The organism is Catenulispora sp. MAP12-49, assembly GCF_041262705.1.
Taxonomy (GTDB): domain Bacteria; phylum Actinomycetota; class Actinomycetes; order Streptomycetales; family Catenulisporaceae; genus Catenulispora.
Window position 1 is genome coordinate 150,462 of sequence record NZ_JBGCCP010000013.1, and the last position, 16,974, is coordinate 167,435.

The window sequence follows — 16,974 nt, forward strand, 5'->3', positions numbered from 1 at the left end:
CGGCAGCGGGGGTCTCCAGAACGGCGCCGGTTCGACCGGCGCCGTTCGCGCGGGTCAGGCCAAGAACTTGATCAAGCCAAGAACTCGACCTCGGGGAAGGCCGGCGAAGGCCGGTCGAGCAGGTGGTCGTCGTGCCCGCGGATGAAGCGGTCGAAGTACGCGCGCACGTAGGTCCGCGCGGCCAGCACCGACCGGACCGGGTCGATCGTGCCGATCAGCAGCTCCACCTGGCTCGGCGGGAAACCGACCGCGGCAGCGGCCTCGGGGACCAGGGACTGCAGGTCGGTGTAGGAGTTGTGCGCGGCGTCGGCGAGCCGGAGCAGCTTGTGCCAGCCGCGCAGGTGCGACCACGTCTGGACCCAGGTCGGGTCGTCGGTGAAGTCGTGCAGCTGCGAGCACATGAACAGGAACGGCCGGTTCAGCCCCGCCGCCAGCACCGGGCCGTACAAGGAGCCGTCGAGGTTGATCCCGGCGCGGATCCGGCGGTCGTCGAGCATCGCCCACGCGGTGGTGGCGCCGCCCATGGAGTGCCCGAACATCCCTACCCGGGACAGGTCCAGCACCTCTGCCAGGCCGTGCGGCAGCGCGCGGTGCTCCACGTCGGGATTGCAGCCGGCGGCGATCGCGTGCAGCTGGTCCAGGACGAACAGGGCGTCGGCGCTGCGCACGGAGACGGCTTCGGTGTTGATCGGCAGTGTGTCCGGCGGGATCGTGCGCGGTTCGACGCGGCCGTCCGGGAACTCCACTTCCGCGCTGTCGTGGGTGTGGTCGATGGTGACGACGACATAGCCGTGGCTGACGAGCTCCTCGGTGAGCGTGGTGCAGGTGTCGCGGTCCCCACCGGAGCCCGGAGAGAACAGCAGTACCGGACGCGGTCCGCCCCGCAGGTCGGCGGATGCGCCGTCATGGCCGTGCGTCCAGGGGACGGACAGGACGCCCGACGGGATCGCGTTGTCCTGGAGGTACGCCGTCCACGCGTTGGCCGGCAGCCACGGCACGAGCGCGTGGCCCTCGACGTCGCGGGCCGGATACCAGATGCCGATCATCAGCTCGCGCGGCGGATGCGAGGGCACCCACGGGTCGCGGCGTGAACGGTCGATCAGGTGCAGGGCGACGTTCCCGACCCGGTGCGGGCCGGTCGGCGCGGGCAGCGTCAGCTGAACGGGGTCGGCGGACGCGGTCTTGGGCGCGGCGTCGGGAGCGGTGGCGGCGCGCGCCGGTGCGGCGACCAGCGTCGGGACGACGGTGCCGAGCCCGAGCGCGGCCAGGCCGGCCAGGGCGGCACGCCGCCCGGGCGCGAAGCCGGGCTGCGAGGCGGAGGACGAAGTGGTAGTCATCACAGAACTCTGATTTACCAGACGGCGGCCCCGGCCGCGGTCCTCCGCGCGTCCTCCCTGTTGACACCGCCGCCATCCCGGCGGGACGATGGAAACCGAACGTTCGGTCGGTTGAGAGGTGGGTGCCGTGACGGCCCAGGCCAGGACGCAGGACGCGGCGGCAGCCGTGGCGGAGCTTCAGGAGCGCTTCGACGGGCTGATCGCCGCCGACGAGCGGATCGAGCCGCGGGACTGGATGCCCGAGGCCTACCGCAAGACGCTGGTGCGCCAGATCGCGCAGCACGCGCACTCCGAGATCATCGGGATGCAGCCGGAGGGCACCTGGATCACCCGGGCCCCCTCGCTGCGGCGCAAGGCGATCCTGCTGGCGAAGGTGCAGGACGAGGCCGGGCACGGCCTCTACCTCTACGCGGCGGCCGAGACCCTCGGCGTGGACCGCGCCGACCTGCTCGACGCGCTGCACACCGGCCGCCAGAAGTACTCCTCGATCTTCAACTACCCCACCCTGACCTGGGCCGACATCGGCGCCATCGGCTGGCTGGTGGACGGCGCGGCGATCATCAACCAGATCCCGCTCCAGCGCTGCTCCTACGGCCCCTACGCGCGGGCCATGGTGCGCATCTGCAAGGAGGAGTCCTTCCACCAGCGCCAGGGCTTCGAACTCCTGTACGATCTCGCGCACGGCACGCCCGAGCAGCACGCGATGGCCCAGGACGCGCTGGACCGCTGGTGGTGGCCCTCGCTGATGATGTTCGGCCCGCCGGACGCCGAGTCCTCGCACTCCGCGCAGTCCATGGCCTGGCGCATCAAGCGGCACTCCAACGACGAGCTGCGCCAGCGCTTCGTCGACATCAGCGTCCCGCAGGCCGAGGCGCTGGGCCTGACCATCCCGGACCCGGACCTGCGGTGGAACGAGGAGCGCGGGCACCACGACTTCGGCGTGATCGACTGGACCGAGTTCCAGGAGATCCTCGCCGGCAACGGACCGTGCAACCGGCAGCGCGTCGCGACGCGCGTGCAGGCGCACGAGGACGGCGAATGGGTACGGCAGGCGGCGTTGGCATACGCGGCCAAGCACAGTAACGGTGAGCACAGTGACGGCGAGCACAGTGACGGCGAGAGGAACGTGGCGGCGGCATGAGTAGCGGTCTGCCTCTGTGGGAGGTCTTCATCCGCGGGCGGCGTGGGCTGTCGCATCAGCACGTCGGGAGCGTGCACGCGTCGGACGCGGAGATGGCGCTGCGCAATGCGCGGGATCTCTATACGCGGCGCGGCGAAGGCGTCTCCATCTGGGTCGTCCCGGCCGCCGCGGTCTCCGCGTCCTCCCCGGACGAGAAGGAGCCGTTCTTCGACCCGGCCGCGGACAAGGTGTACCGGCATCCGACGTTCTACCGGATCCCGGAAGGCGTGAAGAACCTGTGACCGCCGTCACGGAATCCACTCCGTTGGTCGCGAAGTACGCGCTCCAGCTGGGCGACGACGCGCTGATCCTGTCGCACCGGCTGTCGGAGTGGTGCTCGCACTCCCCGGAGCTGGAGGAGGACGTCGCGCTGGCGAACCTCGCCCTGGACCTGCTGGGCCAGGCGCGGACGCTGCTGACGTACGCGGGCTCGCTGGAGGGCGCCGGGCGCTCCGAGGACGACCTGGCGTTCCTGCGCACGGAGCGGGACTTCCGCAACGTGCTGCTGGTGGAGCAGCCCAACGGCGACTTCGCGGTGACGATCGCCCGGCAGCTGTACTTCGCGACGTACCAGAGCGAGCTGTACGCCGCCCTGTGCGCCTCGACGGACCCCGAACTGGCCGCACTCGCCGCGAAGGCGGTGAAAGAGGTCGCGTACCACCGCGACCACGCGGTGCAGTGGACACTTCGCCTCGGCGACGGCACCGAGGAGAGCCACCGCCGGATGCAGGCGGCGCTGGACCAGCTGTGGCCGTACACGGCGGAGCTGTTCGCGCCGGACCCGGTGGTGGCGGCCCTGGCGGAGAGCGGTGTCGCGGTGGACCCGCGCACGCTGCGGCCCGCCTGGGAGGCGGCGGTGGCCGGCGTGGTCGAGGCCGCGACGCTGGCGATGCCGACCGACGGCTGGCAGCCGCGCGGCGGGCGCGAGGGGCGGCACGGCGAGGGGTTCGGGTTGCTGCTGGGAGAGATGCAGGCTCTGCATCGGCAGTATCCCGGGGCTAGCTGGTAGCGAGCTGATTTTCGGATCGGTTCGGTCCGGTGGCGAACAGTGGCATGAGCGAGGCGGAGGTGGTGACGATGGTGGTCGAGGAGCGTACGGCGCTCGATCTGGCGGAGCTGGAAGCCGCCGCATCAGCCGTGCCGGATCCGGAGCTGCCCGTGGTGACCCTCGGCGACCTGGGCATCGTCCGCGGCGTGGCGCTGCTCGACGACGGCGCGGTCGAAGTGCGCATCACCCCGACCTTCGTCGGCTGTCCCGCGACCGAGGCCATCGCCGCGGACGTGCGCGCGGCCGTCGGGGCTCGCGTGCCGGACACCGAAGTGCGGACGCGCATGGTCATGTCGCCGCCCTGGTCCACCGACTGGATCAGCGAGGACGGCCGGCGCAAGCTCGCCGAGCACGGCATCGCGCCGCCGAGCGGCCGGGCCCGTGCTGCTCGTCCCGCCGGTCCGGTCGCGGTGACGATCGGGCTGCGTCGCGAGACCGAAACCCAGACCTGCCCCCATTGCGGCAGCACCGAGACGCGCGAGCTCAGCGCGTTCGGCAGCACGCCGTGCCAGTCCTTGCGTGCCTGCCGGGCGTGCGGGGAGCCCTTCGGGGCGATGAAGTCCCTTTGATCGAGTCCCTTCTCGAGTCCCTTGTGAGAGTGCTGTGACCATGCTTCCTGTCGTCGGGTTGGACCGGCTCACCGATGACGCCGTGCGTGTCGTGTTCGGCGTGCCGTCGGGGGAGCGGGAGGCCTACCGCTTCACGCCGGGGCAGCACGTCACCGTGCGGCTGGAGCTCGGCGGGGTCGAGGCCCGGCGGGCCTACTCGCTGTGCGCCGCGCCGTGCGGCGATGACGCCGAGGCGCGCCTGAGCATCGCGGTCAAGGAGCTCGGGCCCGGCGGGTTCGGGGAGGTCGCGGCGCGCAAGCTGGGCGTCGGGGACCTCGTCGACGTGCTGGTGCCGGCGGGGCGGTTCGTCTTGCAGGACGGGGCCGAGCATGTCGGGATCGTCGCCGGCAGCGGGGTGACGCCGGTCCTGGCCATGGCAGAGGCCGCGCTGGCTCGCGGGGATCGCTTCACACTGATCTACGGCAATCGCACCGCCGCCTCCGTCATGTTCCTGGAGGAGCTCGCCGACCTCAAGGACCGCTACGCCGAACGGCTGATGGTGCTGCACGTGCTCTCCCGGGAGCCTCGGGAGGCGCCGCTGCTGACCGGGCGGATCGACGCCGAGCGGCTGCCGGAGCTGCTCGCCGCGGCGGCGCCGGGGCCGGACGCGCACTACTACCTGTGCGGGCCGATGGCGCTGGTCGACACCGCGAAGCAGGTGCTGGCCGAGCGCGGCGTGGCCCGCGGGCACGTGCACTTCGAGCTCTTCCACGCCGAGGACGCGCCGCCGCCGGCCGCCTACGCCGAGACCGCCAAGGTGCTGGCCGACGGCGACGTCGAGGTCACGGTCACCCTCGGCGGCCGCCGCACCGAGCTGGCCATGTCCAAGGACGACGACTCGGTCCTGGCCGCCGTCCTCAAGGCCCGCCCCGACACCCCCTACTCCTGCACCGGCGGCGTCTGCGGCACCTGCCGCGCGAAGATCGTCCAGGGCGAGGTCGCGATGGCCCACGACTACGCCCTGGAGCCGGAGGAGAAGGCCGAGGGCTTCGTCCTGGCCTGCCAGTCCCGCCCCCTCACCCCGGCTGTGGAGCTCGACTTCGACGCCTGAGCGGGCCCGCTAAGAAGCCTGCGAGATCAGCCAGTCGTCGATCGTCTGCGCGGTCCGCACCTGGCCGACGGCCTCGTCCCGCCATCCGTTGTCCTTCCGCCAGCCCCCGCCGCGGGAGGCTGAGGCGGCCCAGGAACCGGCCGGCCCGGCGGCGGCCGTCGGCACGCCCTGCTGCCCGCCGTCGGCGTCAGGGGCCTCCGTCACGGCCGTTCCCGGCCCCGCAGGGGCCGGCGGGGGCACCGGCACGCCCTGCCCCGCCCCGGGCTGCCACAGGCCGTCCATGCCGCCGTACGCGTCGAACCTGATGCTCGCCAGGGGGACGTTCAGTTCCTGAAGCCGCGCGATGGTCGCCCGGACCATCGGCACGGAGCCCGACACGTACACGTCGTGGTCGGCCCAGTGCTCGAAGAACTCGCCGTGGCGCGCCACCACGTCCGGCAGCATCCCGCGCTCTCCGGGGTAGCGCGCATCGTGCGACACCGCCGTGACCACCGACAGCCACCGGCGCCGGTACGCCAGCTGTTCGAGCTCTGCCAAGTCGTAGAGCTCGTTGTCATGCCGTGCGCCGAAGAACAGCCGCACCTGCCGGGTGGTGTTCCACTTCGCCATGTCCTCGACCATCGCCTTGATCGGCGCCAGTCCGGTGCCTCCGGCGATGCATAACAGGTCCCGCATAGAGGTCGTGTTGCAGACCGTCGTCCCCGCCGGCGGGCCCAGGCGGACGATGTCCCCGACGTTCGTGTGGTTCACCAGCGCGTTGGACACCCATCCCGCGGGCACCTTGCGGACATGCAGCGTCAGAGTGTTGTCGGGCCGGGGTGCGTTGGCGATCGAGAAGTGCCGCCACACGCGGGGCCAGCGCTGCGTCTCCAGCGTCAGGAACTGCCCTGGGCGGAACGGATAAGGGGCGTCCGGCGCCAGCGTCACTACAGCGATGTCCGGAGTACGCCGCTCGTGGGCGACCACGCGGGCGGTCCACCAGGCCGGCGCCAAGTGCGCGTCCTCTTCGGCCGCCTCGATCATCGTCCCGGCGATGAGCTGGTACGCCGCCAGCCAGGCGGCGTCCATGTCGGGAGTCCAGGCGGTGCCCGCATAGCGTTTCAACGCTGATATGAGGCACCGCCAGACCGCTTCGTAGTGTTCCGGGCGCGCGCCGTACTTGCGGTGGTCGCGGCCCAGCTCCCTGAGATAGCCGGCCAGCCCTTCGGGGTGCTCGGCCTGGCCCACGATGCGGACCAGGGCCTGGAACAGGCGGTCGCGCTGGGCGTCCATCATCGGCGGGAACATGTCCCGCAGCGCCGGGTACTCCGTGAAGACCAGCGCGTAGAAGTGGGCGACGACCTTGTCGGAGTCGTCGGCGACCAGTGCGAAGCTGTCCCGGAGCAGTGCCGGGACGCGTGCCGGGTCCAGGTCGGTACTGCTCGCCGCTGCCTGCCGCGCCATCTCTGCCGCCCCCAAAGCCTTCCGCCGGGCTCCGTGACCCCTGCGTCACGGAGTGCATACCCAGCGCAAGCGATTACCTTAGGCTCCGGAGGCGTCGCGGAACGTTGAAGTCCGGTGGAAGTCCGGTGTGATTGGGGAGGGAATGTCCGCTATGGCGCGGGAGAAAGTCCTGGAAGTCCGCCAGGAGTCCGGGGCCCTCGGCGCGGCAGCCGCGCTAGCGGGAGGGTTCTTGGCGCATCAGGGTCACGCGGCGGCTCAGAATGGCCTCCGCGGTGGCGCGTCCGTCCGGCCAGCGGCGGACGGCGATCCAGTCGTCGGTGAGGGGTCGTCGGAGGGGGTCGGCTGCCATGGAGAGCAGCAGGTTGGAGCCGTAGGTTGCTCTGAGCGCGCCGGTGGCGGATTCGGCCGAACACCCGCCCTCGCCGGCCTCCGTGACCAGCGCCGGTATGAGGTCGGCGCCGGCGGCTTCCTGCAGGATCGAGAAGGCCTTCTGGTGGCCCTCCGTCCAGCCCAGCGCCCGGAGCCGCTGCGAGCCCATCGGAGCTGCGGTTGACACGTATGCTGTCCCAGCTTTCACTGTTCTGTCCGGTTCTATCGACCGGGTTTCAGGTCCATCGCCTGTCCCGGTATCTACCGAAATCCCGGAAGATCGCTTCATGGTACGTACGCCTCCGACAGCTTGTCGCCGGAGTTTTTCGCAGCTCAGTCCTCGGTAGGAAACTCCTCCGGAACCGGGGTGGTGGCATCCCGCTGAGCCGCGACGCGCTGGCGCAGTGCCAGCCTCGCAAGCCACAACCGCCGCGAGGGCCACACTTGTTCCACGGCCGCGTTCAGCGCCGCGCCGAGGAGTACGGCCAGCGCCGTCACGTACAGCCAGACCAGGATCGCCACGGCCGCGGCGAGTCCTCCGTACAGCGAGTTGGTCGAGTTCGTGTCCGAGAAGGTGTTGGACACGTAGTCCCGCAGCAGCGCCGATCCGCCGAGCCACAGCAGCAGCGCCAGGACGGTGCCCGGCAGGTCCTGCGACCACGGCGTGCGCACCGGCACGGCCAGGTGGTACAGCGTGTTCAGGAACGCCGCCAGCACGGTGAGCATCAGCGGCCAGTACACCGCGTGGATCAGGTCGGTGATCGGCGGGAACGCGCTGACCAGCAGGTCCGGCCCGATCACCAGCAGCGGGAGCGCCACCGAGCCCAGGAGCAGGCCCAGCATGTACATGCCGAACGCCAGCAGGCGGGTCCGCACTATGCCGCGGCGGCCCGACAGCCCGTAGGCGATCGTGATGGTGTCGACGTACACGTTCATGGCGCGCGACCCGGCCCACAGCGCCAGCAGGAAGCCGATGGAGATCAGCTCCGGGTGGCCGTTGGAGGTCAGGTTCGTCAGCAGTCCGTCGAGCTTCTGCACGCCCGGGCCGGACAGCATGGTGGCGGCCGCGCCGTCGATGTGGTGCTTGATCTCGTTGATCCGCGCCGCGCCGATCCAGCCGTTCAGATAGCCCAGGGTGCCGGCCAGCCCGATCGCCAGGGGCGGCAGCGAGAGCAGCGCGAAGAACGCCGCCTCGGCCGCCAGCCCGGTGATCCGGTAGCGCATGCAGATCGCGAAGGTGATCCTGGTGACGGACCACCAGTTGCGTGCTTGCGCGCGAAAGCGCTCGCGCATCGCCGGCCGAGGCTGCTCGGCCTGGTCCGACTGCTCCGAGGCGCCGGTGACGGCATCGGAGCCGGAGCCTGCGGGCAGGTCCAGCACTGGGCGCATGCGCGGGTCCTCGGGTCCGACGGGTGGGTTCACAGGCGATCTGGCGTTGTTACTTACTGGTAGCGAACAGAAGGATCGGGTACTACGTTAACGGCAGCACGACGCAGCACCAGCATCACGCCGAAACGGAGATGACCGGCCCATGCCCGAAGGCACCCTCGTCGGCCCCGCCGACGAGCCCCTGAACCAGGTTCCGCCGCTGGCCGGGTACAACGCCTACACCGCCGACCCCTCACTGGCGGGCGCCGTTTCGCGGTTGTTCGGCACCGGTTCGGCCACCGACACCGAGCTGACCGGGCTCGGCGCGCTCGCCGGGTCCTTCGAGGCCCGCGAGTGGGGCCGGCTGGCCGAGGCGAACCACCCGGTGCTGCGGACCCACGACCGCTACGGCGCCCGCATCGACGAGGTCGAGTTCCACCCGGCCTGGCACAGCCTGATGACCGTGGCCGTCAACCACGGCATCGCCGCCGCGCCGTGGCTGGAGGACGCCGGCACCATGCGGCACACCGCCCGCGCCGCCAAGATGCTGGTCTGGGGCCAGACCGAGGGCGGCCACCTGTGCCCGGTCTCGATGACCTACGCGGCGGTCCCGGCGCTGGCCGCCGACCCGATGCTGGCCGCGGAGTGGACGCCGCGCCTGGCGTCCAGGAGCTATGACTTCGGCCTGCGCGACCCCGCCACCAAGGCCGGCTGCCTGGCCGGCATGGGCATGACCGAGAAGCAGGGCGGCTCCGACGTCCGGGCCAACACCACCAGGGCGACGCCGGCCGCCGGCTCGGACCGCGAGTACACGCTGATCGGCCACAAGTGGTTCACCTCCGCCCCGATGTGCGACGTGTTCCTGGTGCTGGCCCAGGCTCCCGGCGGCCTGACCTGCTTCGTGATCCCGCGCGTGCTGCCGGACGGCACCCGCAACTCCTTCCGCCTGCAGCGCCTGAAGGACAAGCTGGGCAACCGCGCGAACGCCTCCTCGGAGGTCGAGTTCCACAACACCCGTGCCTGGCGTCTCGGCGACGCCGGCCGCGGCGTGGCCACCATCATCGAGATGGTCGCCATGACCCGGCTGGACTGCGTCACCGGCTCCGCCTCGCTGATGCGCGCGGCGCTCGCCGAGGCCGTGCACCACACCCGGCACCGCATGGCCTTCGGCAAGCTGCTCGCCGACCAGCCCCTGATGCGCAACGTGCTGGCCGACCTGGCCCTGGAGTCCGAGGCGGCGACCCTCACCTCGCTGCACCTGGCCGCGGCCACCGACGCCGGCTCCGACGAGGCCGCGCGCAAGTTCCGCCGGATCGGCCTGGCCGTGGCGAAGTTCTGGGTCACCAAGCGCTGCGCGCCGTTCGCGGCCGAGGCCCTGGAATGCCTCGGCGGCAACGGCTACGTCGAGGAGTCCGGCATGCCGCGCCTGTACCGGGAGGCGCCGCTGAACTCCATCTGGGAGGGCTCCGGCAACGTCAACGCGCTGGACGTGCTGCGCGCGCTGGCCAAGGAGGCCGGGGTGTGGGACGCGTTCTGCGCCGAGGTCGGCACGGCGCGCGGTGCGGACGCCCGCTTCGACGCGGCGTTCAAGGAACTCAAGGACGAGGTGGCCTCGGTGGACGAGGCGGGGGCACGCCGGTTCGTGGAACGGATGGCGTTGATGCTTCAGGGCTCTTTGATGCTGCGCTACGCGCCGGCCGAGAACGCCGACGCCTTCGTGGCCTCGCGGCTCGCCGGAGACTGGGGCCGCAGCTTCGGGACGCTGCCGCGCGGGCTGGAGATCGAGAAGATCGCCGGGCGCGCGCTGGCCGTCTGAACGGCCTCAGTCCACGACCAGATCCGTGTACTCGGGGTGCTTCTCGATGTACGCGGCGACGAACCAGCACCGGGGCGCGACCTTCAGGCCGCGCTCCCGCACGTCGTCCAGCGCGGCCTTCGCCAGCTTCCCGCCGATGCCCCGGCCCTCGAACTGCGGCTCCACCACGGTGTGCGGCATGACGGCCACGCCGTCCTGCACGGTGTAGGCCAGGATGCCCGCCAGGGCCCCGCCTATCCGCGCTTCGTAACGCTTGCGCTCCTTGTTGTCGAGCACCGTGACCTCGTCGCTCACAACCCGCCTCCGGTTCCCTCTACGATCTTCAGTAGTGTTCGCATGAGCGTAACCGGGACGGCGTCTATGCCCGTCTTTCGTGCCCGTCGGGCTGCAGGAGGCAGAAGTGACAGTGGACGGCGTGGGGCTCCGGATTCACCCCGAAGTGATCGAGGCGCTGGAGTCGGACACCCCGGTCGTGGCGCTGGAGTCGACGATCATCAGCCACGGGCTGCCGCGTCCGGACAACCTGCGGGTGGCGCGCGAGATCGAGCAGACCGTGCGCGACAGCGGCGGGGTGCCGGCCACCATCGCGGTGGTCGAGGGCAAGCCGTGCGTCGGGTTGTACGACGAGGAGCTGCGGCTGATCGCCGAGTCCGACGACGTCGTCAAGCTCGGCGTGCGCGACCTGGGCGTGGCCGCGGCCAAGGGGCTGCACGGCGCGACGACCGTGGCGGCCACCGCCTCTTTGGCGGCTCAGGCCGATATCGACGTCTTCGCCACCGGGGGCCTGGGCGGCGTGCACCGGCAGGCGCGCGACACCTGGGACGAGTCCGCGGACCTGACCGCGCTGTCCCGGATCCCGATGGCGGTGGTGTGCGCCGGCGTGAAGTCGATCCTGGACGTGCCGGCGACGCTGGAGCGCCTGGAGACCCTGAACGTCCCGGTGTTCGGCTACCGCACCACCCAGTTCCCCGGCTTCTACCTCGCCGACTCCGGCCACGCGCTGGAGTGGAGCTTCGACTTCGCCGAGGAGGTCGCCGAGGCGGTGCTGCAGCACTGGCAGCTGGCCTGGCCGGCGGTGTCCAGCGGCGTGCTGATCGCCAACCCGATCCCGGTCGAGGAGCAGCTGGACCCGGCACTGCACGACCGGATCCTGAACGAGGCGCTGGCCGCGGCGGAGAAGGAAGGGATCGCCGGCAAGGACGTCACGCCGTTCCTGCTGGAGTTCTTCCACCGCGAGACCGGCGGGGAGTCGCTGCGCGCGAACGTGCTGCTCGTCAAGCGCAACGCCGAGCTCGCCACCCGGATCGCGGCGGAGATCATCAGCGCCGCGCCGAACCAGTAGCAGCGGACGGCACGGTGCCCATGGCAGCGGCGGCGCCGATCCTGGTGATCGGCGACCTGATGGTGGACGTCGTGGCGCGCCTGGACGGGCCGCTGGTGGCGGCCTCGGACAGCCCCGGGCGCATCGCGATGCGCGGCGGCGGCTCGGCGGCCAACACGGCCTGCTGGCTGGCCGCCACCGGGGCCGAGGCGCTGTTCGTGGGCTGCGTCGGCGACGACCTGCCCGGCCGCGAGGCCGCCGAAGCGCTGCACACGGCCGGGGTCCGCACCGTGCTGAAGGTGGACCCCTCCCGCCCCACCGGCACGGTGGTGGTCCTGGTCGACCCCACCGGCGAGCGCACGATGGTCCCCGACCCCGGCGCCAACTGCGCGCTCACCCCGATGGACCTGCCGAAGGACGAGTTCGTCCCGGGCCGGCACCTGCACCTGTCCGGCTACACGATCCTGAACCCGGCCAGCCGCGCCGCCGGCGTCGCGGCCCTGGACCTGGCCCGCCGCCGCGGCATGACCACCTCGGTGGACGTGGCCTCGGCCGGCCCGCTGGCCGCGGTCGGCCCGGACCGCTTCCTGGACTGGATCGGCGACCCGTTCATGCTGATCGCCAACCGCGACGAGGCCGCGGTCCTGACCGGCATCGACGACGACCCGGTGGCCGCCACCAGGGCCCTGACGGAGCTGTGCGACCAGGTGGTGGTCAAGCTCGGCGCCGACGGCGTGGTCCGCCACGACGCCCTGTTCGACCGCACCATCCGGGTCCCGGCCGAGCGGCTGGCCCCGGGACAGCTGATCGACACCACCGGCGCCGGCGACGCCTTCGCGGCCGGCTACCTGGCCGCGTGGATGCGGGACGAGGACCCGGAGGAAGCGCTGGCGGCCGGGTGCCGGCTGGCGGCGCGGGTGATCCGGCGGGTGGGCGGGCGGCCTTAGGGAGCTGCCATCCTTGAGCCGGTGTCCTTCCTCCAGCTGACCGCGATCATCGTCGACGACTACGACGAGGCGATCGACTTCTTCACCCGCGCCCTGGGCTTCGAACTTGCCGAGGACTCGCCGTCGACCACCAATGACGGCCGCCCCAAGCGCTGGGTCGTCGTCCGCCCGCCCGGCGGCCAGACCGGTTTGCTGCTCGCCCGCGCGGACGGGGAGCGGCAGACTGCTGCGGTCGGCGAGCAGTACGCCGGCCGGGTCGGGCTGTTCCTGCAGGTCGATGATTTCGACGCAGGCTACGCGCGGATGCTGGCCGAGGGCGTCGAGTTCGTCGGCGAGCCGCGGAGCGAGGCGTATGGACGGGTCGTGGTCTTCCGCGACATCGCCGGGAACCGCTGGGATCTGTTGGGTCCGGCGGCAGTCTGACGCGCCGGAGTCCTCAGCTCGTGCCAGGCAGCAACGGCCTCATGAAGCTGCGCTCGTACCGCAGCACACAGCCGCTCTCGTCCCTGATCTTGTCGGCGGCGATGAAATCGGGATGGTGGCCGAACAGCTTCCGATACTCCTCGTACGCCGCGAGGCTCGGGAAGCTGAACAAAGCCAGGGCTTTGTCGCTCGCGCCCTCGGCGGGCAGGAAGTAGCCGTGATGCGTTCCGCCGTGGGCGTCGACCAGCTCCATCCAGCGGGTCGCGAACTTCTCGAAGGCGTCGGTCTTCTGCGGATCGATGACGTACTCGACTACACAGGTGATCATGTTTCCAACGTAACCAGCGCAGGCGTTTCTAATCGGACTCGCCGACGTGGAACTCCTTGCGGGCCGCAACGAACGTCGACACCGTCCAGCACACCGCCGTCGCCGCGACCACCAGTACCGCCGGCAGCAACGGCAGCCGCGCGCCCCGGTCGCTCGGGGTGATGCCGCGGATGGCGGCGTTGACCGGGGAGCCGGCGGCGACCAGCACGGTGATCGCCAGGATGCCCGCGACGGGGATGGCCCAGGAGGCGCGCACCAGGATCGGCGGGTTGCACAGGGCGCCGACCGCGCTGCCGGCCACGGCGCACAGCACCATCGTCAGCAGGCCCGCGGCCAGGGCGGTCGCGGGACGGACGGTGCCGACCGCGGACACCATCGCCGCCGCGCCGCCCGCGGCCAGGACCAGGCCCCCGATCGCCGCCGCCGCCAGCGCCGCGAGGTGCGGGCGGCGCGGGCCCACGGCGCCGGCCACGCAGTGCCGCGCCGCCTCGGGTTCGGCGGTCAGGGCGGCGCGCGTCAGCCAGGCCACGGAGGGGACCAGGCCGGCTCCGGCATAGCCGAGCGCTTCGCCGATTTTCGCCGAACCCTGTGTTCCGATGCTCACGATCGCGGCATAGAAGATCGTCGCCGGGAGCCAGCGTCCGGAGCGCATGAGGAGCGCCGCGTAGTAGCGGATCAGCGCGGGCATCAGGACTCAGGCCTCCTTGGTCGCGCGGATTTGAGCGCCGGCCTGGGATACAGCGACGATGTGTACCTCGGGGCCGAGGGCCAGAAGACGTCTCAGGACCTCGTCCGAGTGCGCCGCGTCGACCACGATCCGGTGGCCGTCGGTGGCGCCCCCGGGCTCCGGAGACTTTGGAAGCGCCGAAAGTGCCGAAAGTGCCGAAGACTCCGGAAGCCCTGGAAGGCTCGGCAGCAGTTCGGCCAGCGAGACCGTGTCCGGGACTCCCGTCACCTCGATCGCCGTCCGGTCGGTCGCGACCGCCTGCTGCGAAGCGTGCAGCGCCGCGTCCCGCACCAGCCACCGCTCGTCCGTGGTGTCGGCCAGCCGCGCCGGATCGTGGTCGACGAACACCACGCAGGCCCCGTCCTCGGCCCGCTCCCGCACCACCGCCGCCAGTTCCTCGCGCGCGGCGGTGTCCAGGCCGGTCCAGGCCTCGTCGAGGACCAGCAGCCGCGGATCGCCGAGCAGCGCCTGCGTCACCGCGATCTTCTGCGAGGTCCCCTTCGACAGCTCCTTCATCGCGGTTCCGGCGAACTGCTCCGCCCCGAACCGCTCCAGCCATCGCGAGCCCTGAGACGCCGGGACGCCGCGCATCCGCGCGTGGTGCCGCAGGTACTGCTCCGTGGTGAAGGGCAGCGCCGAGGGAAAACGTTCCGGCACGTATCCCGTCGAGGGCCGCTCGCTCACCGTGCCGCGGGACGGCTCCGCGATCCCCGCGATCACCCGCAGCAGCGTCGATTTCCCGCTGCCGTTGTGGCCCTGGATCCGCACGACCCGTCCGGGCCGCAATTCCAGCCGCACATCACGCAGCACCCACGGTCCGCCGATCCGGTACCGCTTGCCGATCCCGTCGAGAAGCACGGATCCAGTGTGCCCGCATCACCGTCCGCTGCGCTGTTCGCAAAGCCCTGCCAAGGTGCCCGCGGCGAACGCCGGCGAGTCCGTTTCGCTACACCACCAGCCGCAGATGGCGCTCGGCCGCCCGGATCCGGACCGTCTGCCCCCAGCCCAGGGCCAGCCGGTCGGCCTCGATCCCGTCGCCGAACACCACCAGCGACTCGCCCTCGATCCGGACCGTGAGCTCCTGTCCGTCCGGAAGCAGTCCTTCCGTCAGCGAAGCCCCGGTCGTGGGGGAGGGCCACGCCTCCCGCACGAACCACCCCAGCTCCGGGTCCGTCGGCCCCGGCAGCGTGATCTGCCGGGCCCGCTGCCGGGCGATCGACAGCAGCCAGCCGGTGGCGCCGGTCCCGGAGCCGACCAGCAGCCCCGAGGAGGAGTGGTGCTCCTCCTCGCCCGCGGGCGTGCTCAGCAGGTACCGCGCGGACTGGTGCCCGGAGTGGCCGAGGTAGACCTCGTTCAGGGCCAGCAGCGACTCCCCGTCGTCGGTGGCGGCCGAGACCATGGTGCGGGACTCGAAGCGGGCCTTGCCGGCGCCGATCCCGGCGAGCAGCGGCTCGAAGTCCTTGGGGGAGTGGCGGACCAGGACCCCCATGTTGCGTCCCGGGTCCGGATCGATCCCGATCACCGGCTGGCCGGCCAGGTACTTCGCGGTGTTGGCGACCAGGCCGTCCTGGCCGACCACCACCACGACGTCCTCCGGTTCGAACAGGAACCGCGGGAGGTCGGAGCGTTCGACGGTCCCGCGGCGCCACTCCCTGGGGATGGCAGCGGAGACCGCCTGGACCGCGCCGCTGAGCATGTCGTGCCGCTTCTTCACCGAGGACAGCGAGACCCCGCGGCGCTTCTGGACGAACTCCGCCTGCCCCCAGGTGCCCTGCTCGGCGACGATCTCGTCCCGCTCGCTGTGCCGGTGGACGACGACCACCCGCGGTGCCACGGACACGGCTCAGGACTCCCCGCCGTGCGCCCCGGCGCCGGCCGGGCCGTTCGCCAGCTTGGACAGCAGCCCGGTCACCACGTCCGGGGTCAGGTTCACCGTCCCGATCTCCGGCAGCTGGCCGGCGAACTCGCGCAGCGCCAGCGCGAACAGCACGTTCCGGTCCAGCCCGGCGTACGCCGCCAGCTTCGCCGCCTCGTTCTCGGCCTGGGCCGCGCCGACCGCGCGCAGGTCCTCGACGTTCGCCGAGGAGCGGGTCCGCAGCGCGTCGGCGTCCGCCTCGGCGACGATCCGGGCCCGCTCGGCGTTGGACGCCGTGGCGATCCGGGCGCGGTCGGCCTCGCCCTCGGCCGCGATGCGGGCGCGGTCCGCGTCGCCCTCGGCGGCGATCCGCGCCGCGGCCGCCTGCTCGGTCGCCCTGCGCCGCGCGTTGGCGCCCTCCTGCGCGACCAGCTGCTCCTCGCGCGTGGCCAGCTCGATCTTGCTCTGCAGCTCGTTCTCGGTGATCGCGCGCTCGCGCTCGACGGCCAACGCCCGGCGCTCGAACCCGGCGCGGTCCGCCTCCTGCTGGATCAGCTCCCGGGTCGGGGTGCGCAGCGCTCGCTCCACGTCCGCCTCCGGCTTCACCGCGACCACGCGGACGCCGAGCACGCCGATGCCGGTCTCGGCCAGGCGCTCGTCGGCGGCCAGGCCGGTGGTGACCCGCTCCTGGACCGCCGCGGTGCCCGAGGCCAGCGTGTCGGCCAGCTCCAGGGTGGCGACCAGGGTCAGCGCGTGCTGCTGGGCCAGTTCCGTGAGCAGGGTGGCGACCTGCTCCAGCGGGGTGGTGCGCCACTGGCCGGAGACCGGGTCCACCGAGAAGTCCAGACGGCGGGTGGCCACCGTCGGGTCGACGAAGCGGTAGGTCATCGAGGCCTGGACGGTGACGTCCTGGAAGTCCTTGGTGCGCGCGTGGAACAGCATCGGCAGCTCGCGGTCGTCCACCGGCACCTCGGCCAGCACCGCGGTCAGCGGCCGGAACCAGAACGCCTGGCCGGTGCCCTCGTGCGCGACCTCGCCGCGCCGCAGGTGCACCACGTGGTTGGTCGGGCTGCCCCGGAAGTGGCTCCAGAAAAGCCGCCTGGTGATGTCCGCCATTTCTCCCCCTGCACATCGAAGCGTGGAACGATGCTGC

The 16,974-nt window shown here is 71.8% G+C and carries 19 protein-coding genes; 9 read left to right on the forward strand and 10 right to left on the reverse strand.

Annotated features, from left to right (window positions below; translation table 11 throughout):
- Positions 1 to 71: 71 nt before the first annotated feature.
- The gene (locus tag ABIA35_RS23700) at positions 72 to 1,337 is read right to left on the reverse strand and encodes an alpha/beta hydrolase family protein (protein WP_370359347.1); all 1,266 of its coding nucleotides are present in this window, start codon (positions 1,335 to 1,337) and stop codon (positions 72 to 74) included.
- Between the two features lie 127 nt (positions 1,338 to 1,464).
- On the opposite strand from ABIA35_RS23700, the gene paaA reads away from it, so the two are divergent.
- The 5 genes from paaA to ABIA35_RS23725 are packed head-to-tail and all read left to right on the forward strand — an operon-like array spanning position 1,465 to position 5,224.
- Positions 1,465 to 2,478 (forward strand): 1,2-phenylacetyl-CoA epoxidase subunit PaaA, encoded by a 1,014-nt coding sequence (gene paaA / locus ABIA35_RS23705; protein WP_370359348.1) that lies wholly within the window; start codon positions 1,465 to 1,467, stop codon positions 2,476 to 2,478.
- The gene (gene paaB / locus ABIA35_RS23710; RefSeq protein ID WP_370340586.1) at positions 2,475 to 2,759 is read left to right on the forward strand and encodes a 1,2-phenylacetyl-CoA epoxidase subunit PaaB; all 285 of its coding nucleotides are present in this window, start codon (positions 2,475 to 2,477) and stop codon (positions 2,757 to 2,759) included. Before paaA ends, paaB begins: the two co-directional genes overlap by 4 nt.
- Positions 2,756 to 3,526, forward strand: a complete 771-nt coding sequence (gene paaC / locus ABIA35_RS23715; RefSeq protein WP_370359349.1) for a 1,2-phenylacetyl-CoA epoxidase subunit PaaC — start codon at positions 2,756 to 2,758, stop codon at positions 3,524 to 3,526. The genes paaB and paaC overlap by 4 nt, the downstream gene beginning before the upstream one ends.
- Before the next feature lie 44 nt (positions 3,527 to 3,570).
- Positions 3,571 to 4,134: a 1,2-phenylacetyl-CoA epoxidase subunit PaaD gene (gene paaD / locus ABIA35_RS23720; protein ID WP_370359350.1), complete on the forward strand. Its 564-nt coding sequence runs from the start codon at positions 3,571 to 3,573 to the stop codon at positions 4,132 to 4,134.
- Between the two features lie 40 nt (positions 4,135 to 4,174).
- Positions 4,175 to 5,224, forward strand: coding sequence for a 2Fe-2S iron-sulfur cluster-binding protein (locus ABIA35_RS23725; RefSeq protein ID WP_370340917.1), 1,050 nt, complete (start codon positions 4,175 to 4,177; stop codon positions 5,222 to 5,224).
- A 9-nt stretch (positions 5,225 to 5,233) separates the two neighbouring features.
- Here the strand turns inward: ABIA35_RS23725 and ABIA35_RS23730 are convergent, their stop codons facing one another.
- From ABIA35_RS23730 to ABIA35_RS23740, 3 genes are all read right to left on the reverse strand, one after another.
- Complete coding sequence (locus ABIA35_RS23730; protein ID WP_370359351.1) at positions 5,234 to 6,667, reverse strand: globin domain-containing protein; 1,434 nt, start codon at positions 6,665 to 6,667, stop codon at positions 5,234 to 5,236.
- Between the two features lie 214 nt (positions 6,668 to 6,881).
- Positions 6,882 to 7,223 carry a hypothetical protein gene (locus ABIA35_RS23735; protein ID WP_370340593.1) on the reverse strand — a complete coding sequence of 114 codons (342 nt, stop codon included), beginning with the start codon at positions 7,221 to 7,223 and terminating at the stop codon, positions 6,882 to 6,884.
- 146 nt (positions 7,224 to 7,369) lie between these two features.
- The gene (locus tag ABIA35_RS23740; RefSeq protein ID WP_370340595.1) at positions 7,370 to 8,425 is read right to left on the reverse strand and encodes a YihY/virulence factor BrkB family protein; all 1,056 of its coding nucleotides are present in this window, start codon (positions 8,423 to 8,425) and stop codon (positions 7,370 to 7,372) included.
- 142 nt (positions 8,426 to 8,567) lie between these two features.
- Here ABIA35_RS23740 and ABIA35_RS23745 point away from each other — a divergent pair, with 142 nt between their 5' ends.
- Complete coding sequence (locus tag ABIA35_RS23745) at positions 8,568 to 10,220, forward strand: acyl-CoA dehydrogenase family protein (protein WP_370359352.1); 1,653 nt, start codon at positions 8,568 to 8,570, stop codon at positions 10,218 to 10,220.
- A 6-nt stretch (positions 10,221 to 10,226) separates the two neighbouring features.
- On the opposite strand, the gene ABIA35_RS23750 is transcribed toward ABIA35_RS23745, so the two are convergent.
- The gene (locus tag ABIA35_RS23750; protein ID WP_370359353.1) at positions 10,227 to 10,514 is read right to left on the reverse strand and encodes a GNAT family N-acetyltransferase; all 288 of its coding nucleotides are present in this window, start codon (positions 10,512 to 10,514) and stop codon (positions 10,227 to 10,229) included.
- 106 nt (positions 10,515 to 10,620) lie between these two features.
- On the opposite strand from ABIA35_RS23750, the gene ABIA35_RS23755 reads away from it, so the two are divergent.
- Genes ABIA35_RS23755 through ABIA35_RS23765 form a run of 3 tightly spaced genes read left to right on the forward strand, consistent with a single transcriptional unit; the run spans position 10,621 to position 12,911 of the window.
- Positions 10,621 to 11,562, forward strand: a complete 942-nt coding sequence (locus tag ABIA35_RS23755; protein ID WP_370340601.1) for a pseudouridine-5'-phosphate glycosidase — start codon at positions 10,621 to 10,623, stop codon at positions 11,560 to 11,562.
- 20 nt (positions 11,563 to 11,582) lie between these two features.
- On the forward strand, positions 11,583 to 12,488 hold the full coding sequence (locus tag ABIA35_RS23760) for a carbohydrate kinase family protein (protein WP_370340918.1): 906 nt from the start codon (positions 11,583 to 11,585) through the stop codon (positions 12,486 to 12,488).
- A gap of 21 nt (positions 12,489 to 12,509) precedes the next feature.
- Positions 12,510 to 12,911: a VOC family protein gene (locus tag ABIA35_RS23765; RefSeq protein ID WP_370340603.1), complete on the forward strand. Its 402-nt coding sequence runs from the start codon at positions 12,510 to 12,512 to the stop codon at positions 12,909 to 12,911.
- 13 nt (positions 12,912 to 12,924) lie between these two features.
- Here the strand turns inward: ABIA35_RS23765 and ABIA35_RS23770 are convergent, their stop codons facing one another.
- The 5 genes from ABIA35_RS23770 to ABIA35_RS23790 form a co-directional block, all read right to left on the reverse strand.
- Positions 12,925 to 13,239, reverse strand: a complete 315-nt coding sequence (locus tag ABIA35_RS23770; protein WP_370340605.1) for an NIPSNAP family protein — start codon at positions 13,237 to 13,239, stop codon at positions 12,925 to 12,927.
- Positions 13,240 to 13,267: 28 nt separating this feature from the next.
- On the reverse strand, positions 13,268 to 13,927 hold the full coding sequence (locus tag ABIA35_RS23775; protein WP_370359354.1) for an ABC transporter: 660 nt from the start codon (positions 13,925 to 13,927) through the stop codon (positions 13,268 to 13,270).
- A gap of 6 nt (positions 13,928 to 13,933) precedes the next feature.
- The gene (locus ABIA35_RS23780; RefSeq protein ID WP_370359355.1) at positions 13,934 to 14,824 is read right to left on the reverse strand and encodes an ATP-binding cassette domain-containing protein; all 891 of its coding nucleotides are present in this window, start codon (positions 14,822 to 14,824) and stop codon (positions 13,934 to 13,936) included.
- An 88-nt stretch (positions 14,825 to 14,912) separates the two neighbouring features.
- Positions 14,913 to 15,806 carry a hypothetical protein gene (locus ABIA35_RS23785; RefSeq protein WP_370340611.1) on the reverse strand — a complete coding sequence of 298 codons (894 nt, stop codon included), beginning with the start codon at positions 15,804 to 15,806 and terminating at the stop codon, positions 14,913 to 14,915.
- 3 nt (positions 15,807 to 15,809) lie between these two features.
- Complete coding sequence (locus tag ABIA35_RS23790; protein WP_370340613.1) at positions 15,810 to 16,937, reverse strand: SPFH domain-containing protein; 1,128 nt, start codon at positions 16,935 to 16,937, stop codon at positions 15,810 to 15,812.
- Positions 16,938 to 16,974: the final 37 nt, after the last annotated feature.

Excerpts from the sequence above, each read along its gene's own strand:
- ABIA35_RS23700 (WP_370359347.1), bottom strand. The coding sequence starts at position 1,337 with ATGACTACCACTTCGTCCTCCGCCTCGCAGCCCGGCTTCGCGCCCGGG.
- paaB (WP_370340586.1), top strand. The coding sequence starts at position 2,475 with ATGAGTAGCGGTCTGCCTCTGTGGGAGGTCTTCATCCGCGGGCGGCGT.
- paaD (WP_370359350.1), top strand. The coding sequence starts at position 3,571 with ATGAGCGAGGCGGAGGTGGTGACGATGGTGGTCGAGGAGCGTACGGCG.
- ABIA35_RS23725 (WP_370340917.1), top strand. The coding sequence starts at position 4,175 with ATGCTTCCTGTCGTCGGGTTGGACCGGCTCACCGATGACGCCGTGCGT.
- ABIA35_RS23730 (WP_370359351.1), bottom strand. The coding sequence starts at position 6,667 with ATGGCGCGGCAGGCAGCGGCGAGCAGTACCGACCTGGACCCGGCACGC.
- ABIA35_RS23740 (WP_370340595.1), bottom strand. The coding sequence starts at position 8,425 with ATGCGCCCAGTGCTGGACCTGCCCGCAGGCTCCGGCTCCGATGCCGTC.
- ABIA35_RS23745 (WP_370359352.1), top strand. The coding sequence starts at position 8,568 with ATGCCCGAAGGCACCCTCGTCGGCCCCGCCGACGAGCCCCTGAACCAG.
- ABIA35_RS23760 (WP_370340918.1), top strand. The coding sequence starts at position 11,583 with ATGGCAGCGGCGGCGCCGATCCTGGTGATCGGCGACCTGATGGTGGAC.
- ABIA35_RS23770 (WP_370340605.1), bottom strand. The coding sequence starts at position 13,239 with ATGATCACCTGTGTAGTCGAGTACGTCATCGATCCGCAGAAGACCGAC.
- ABIA35_RS23775 (WP_370359354.1), bottom strand. The coding sequence starts at position 13,927 with ATGCCCGCGCTGATCCGCTACTACGCGGCGCTCCTCATGCGCTCCGGA.
- ABIA35_RS23790 (WP_370340613.1), bottom strand. The coding sequence starts at position 16,937 with ATGGCGGACATCACCAGGCGGCTTTTCTGGAGCCACTTCCGGGGCAGC.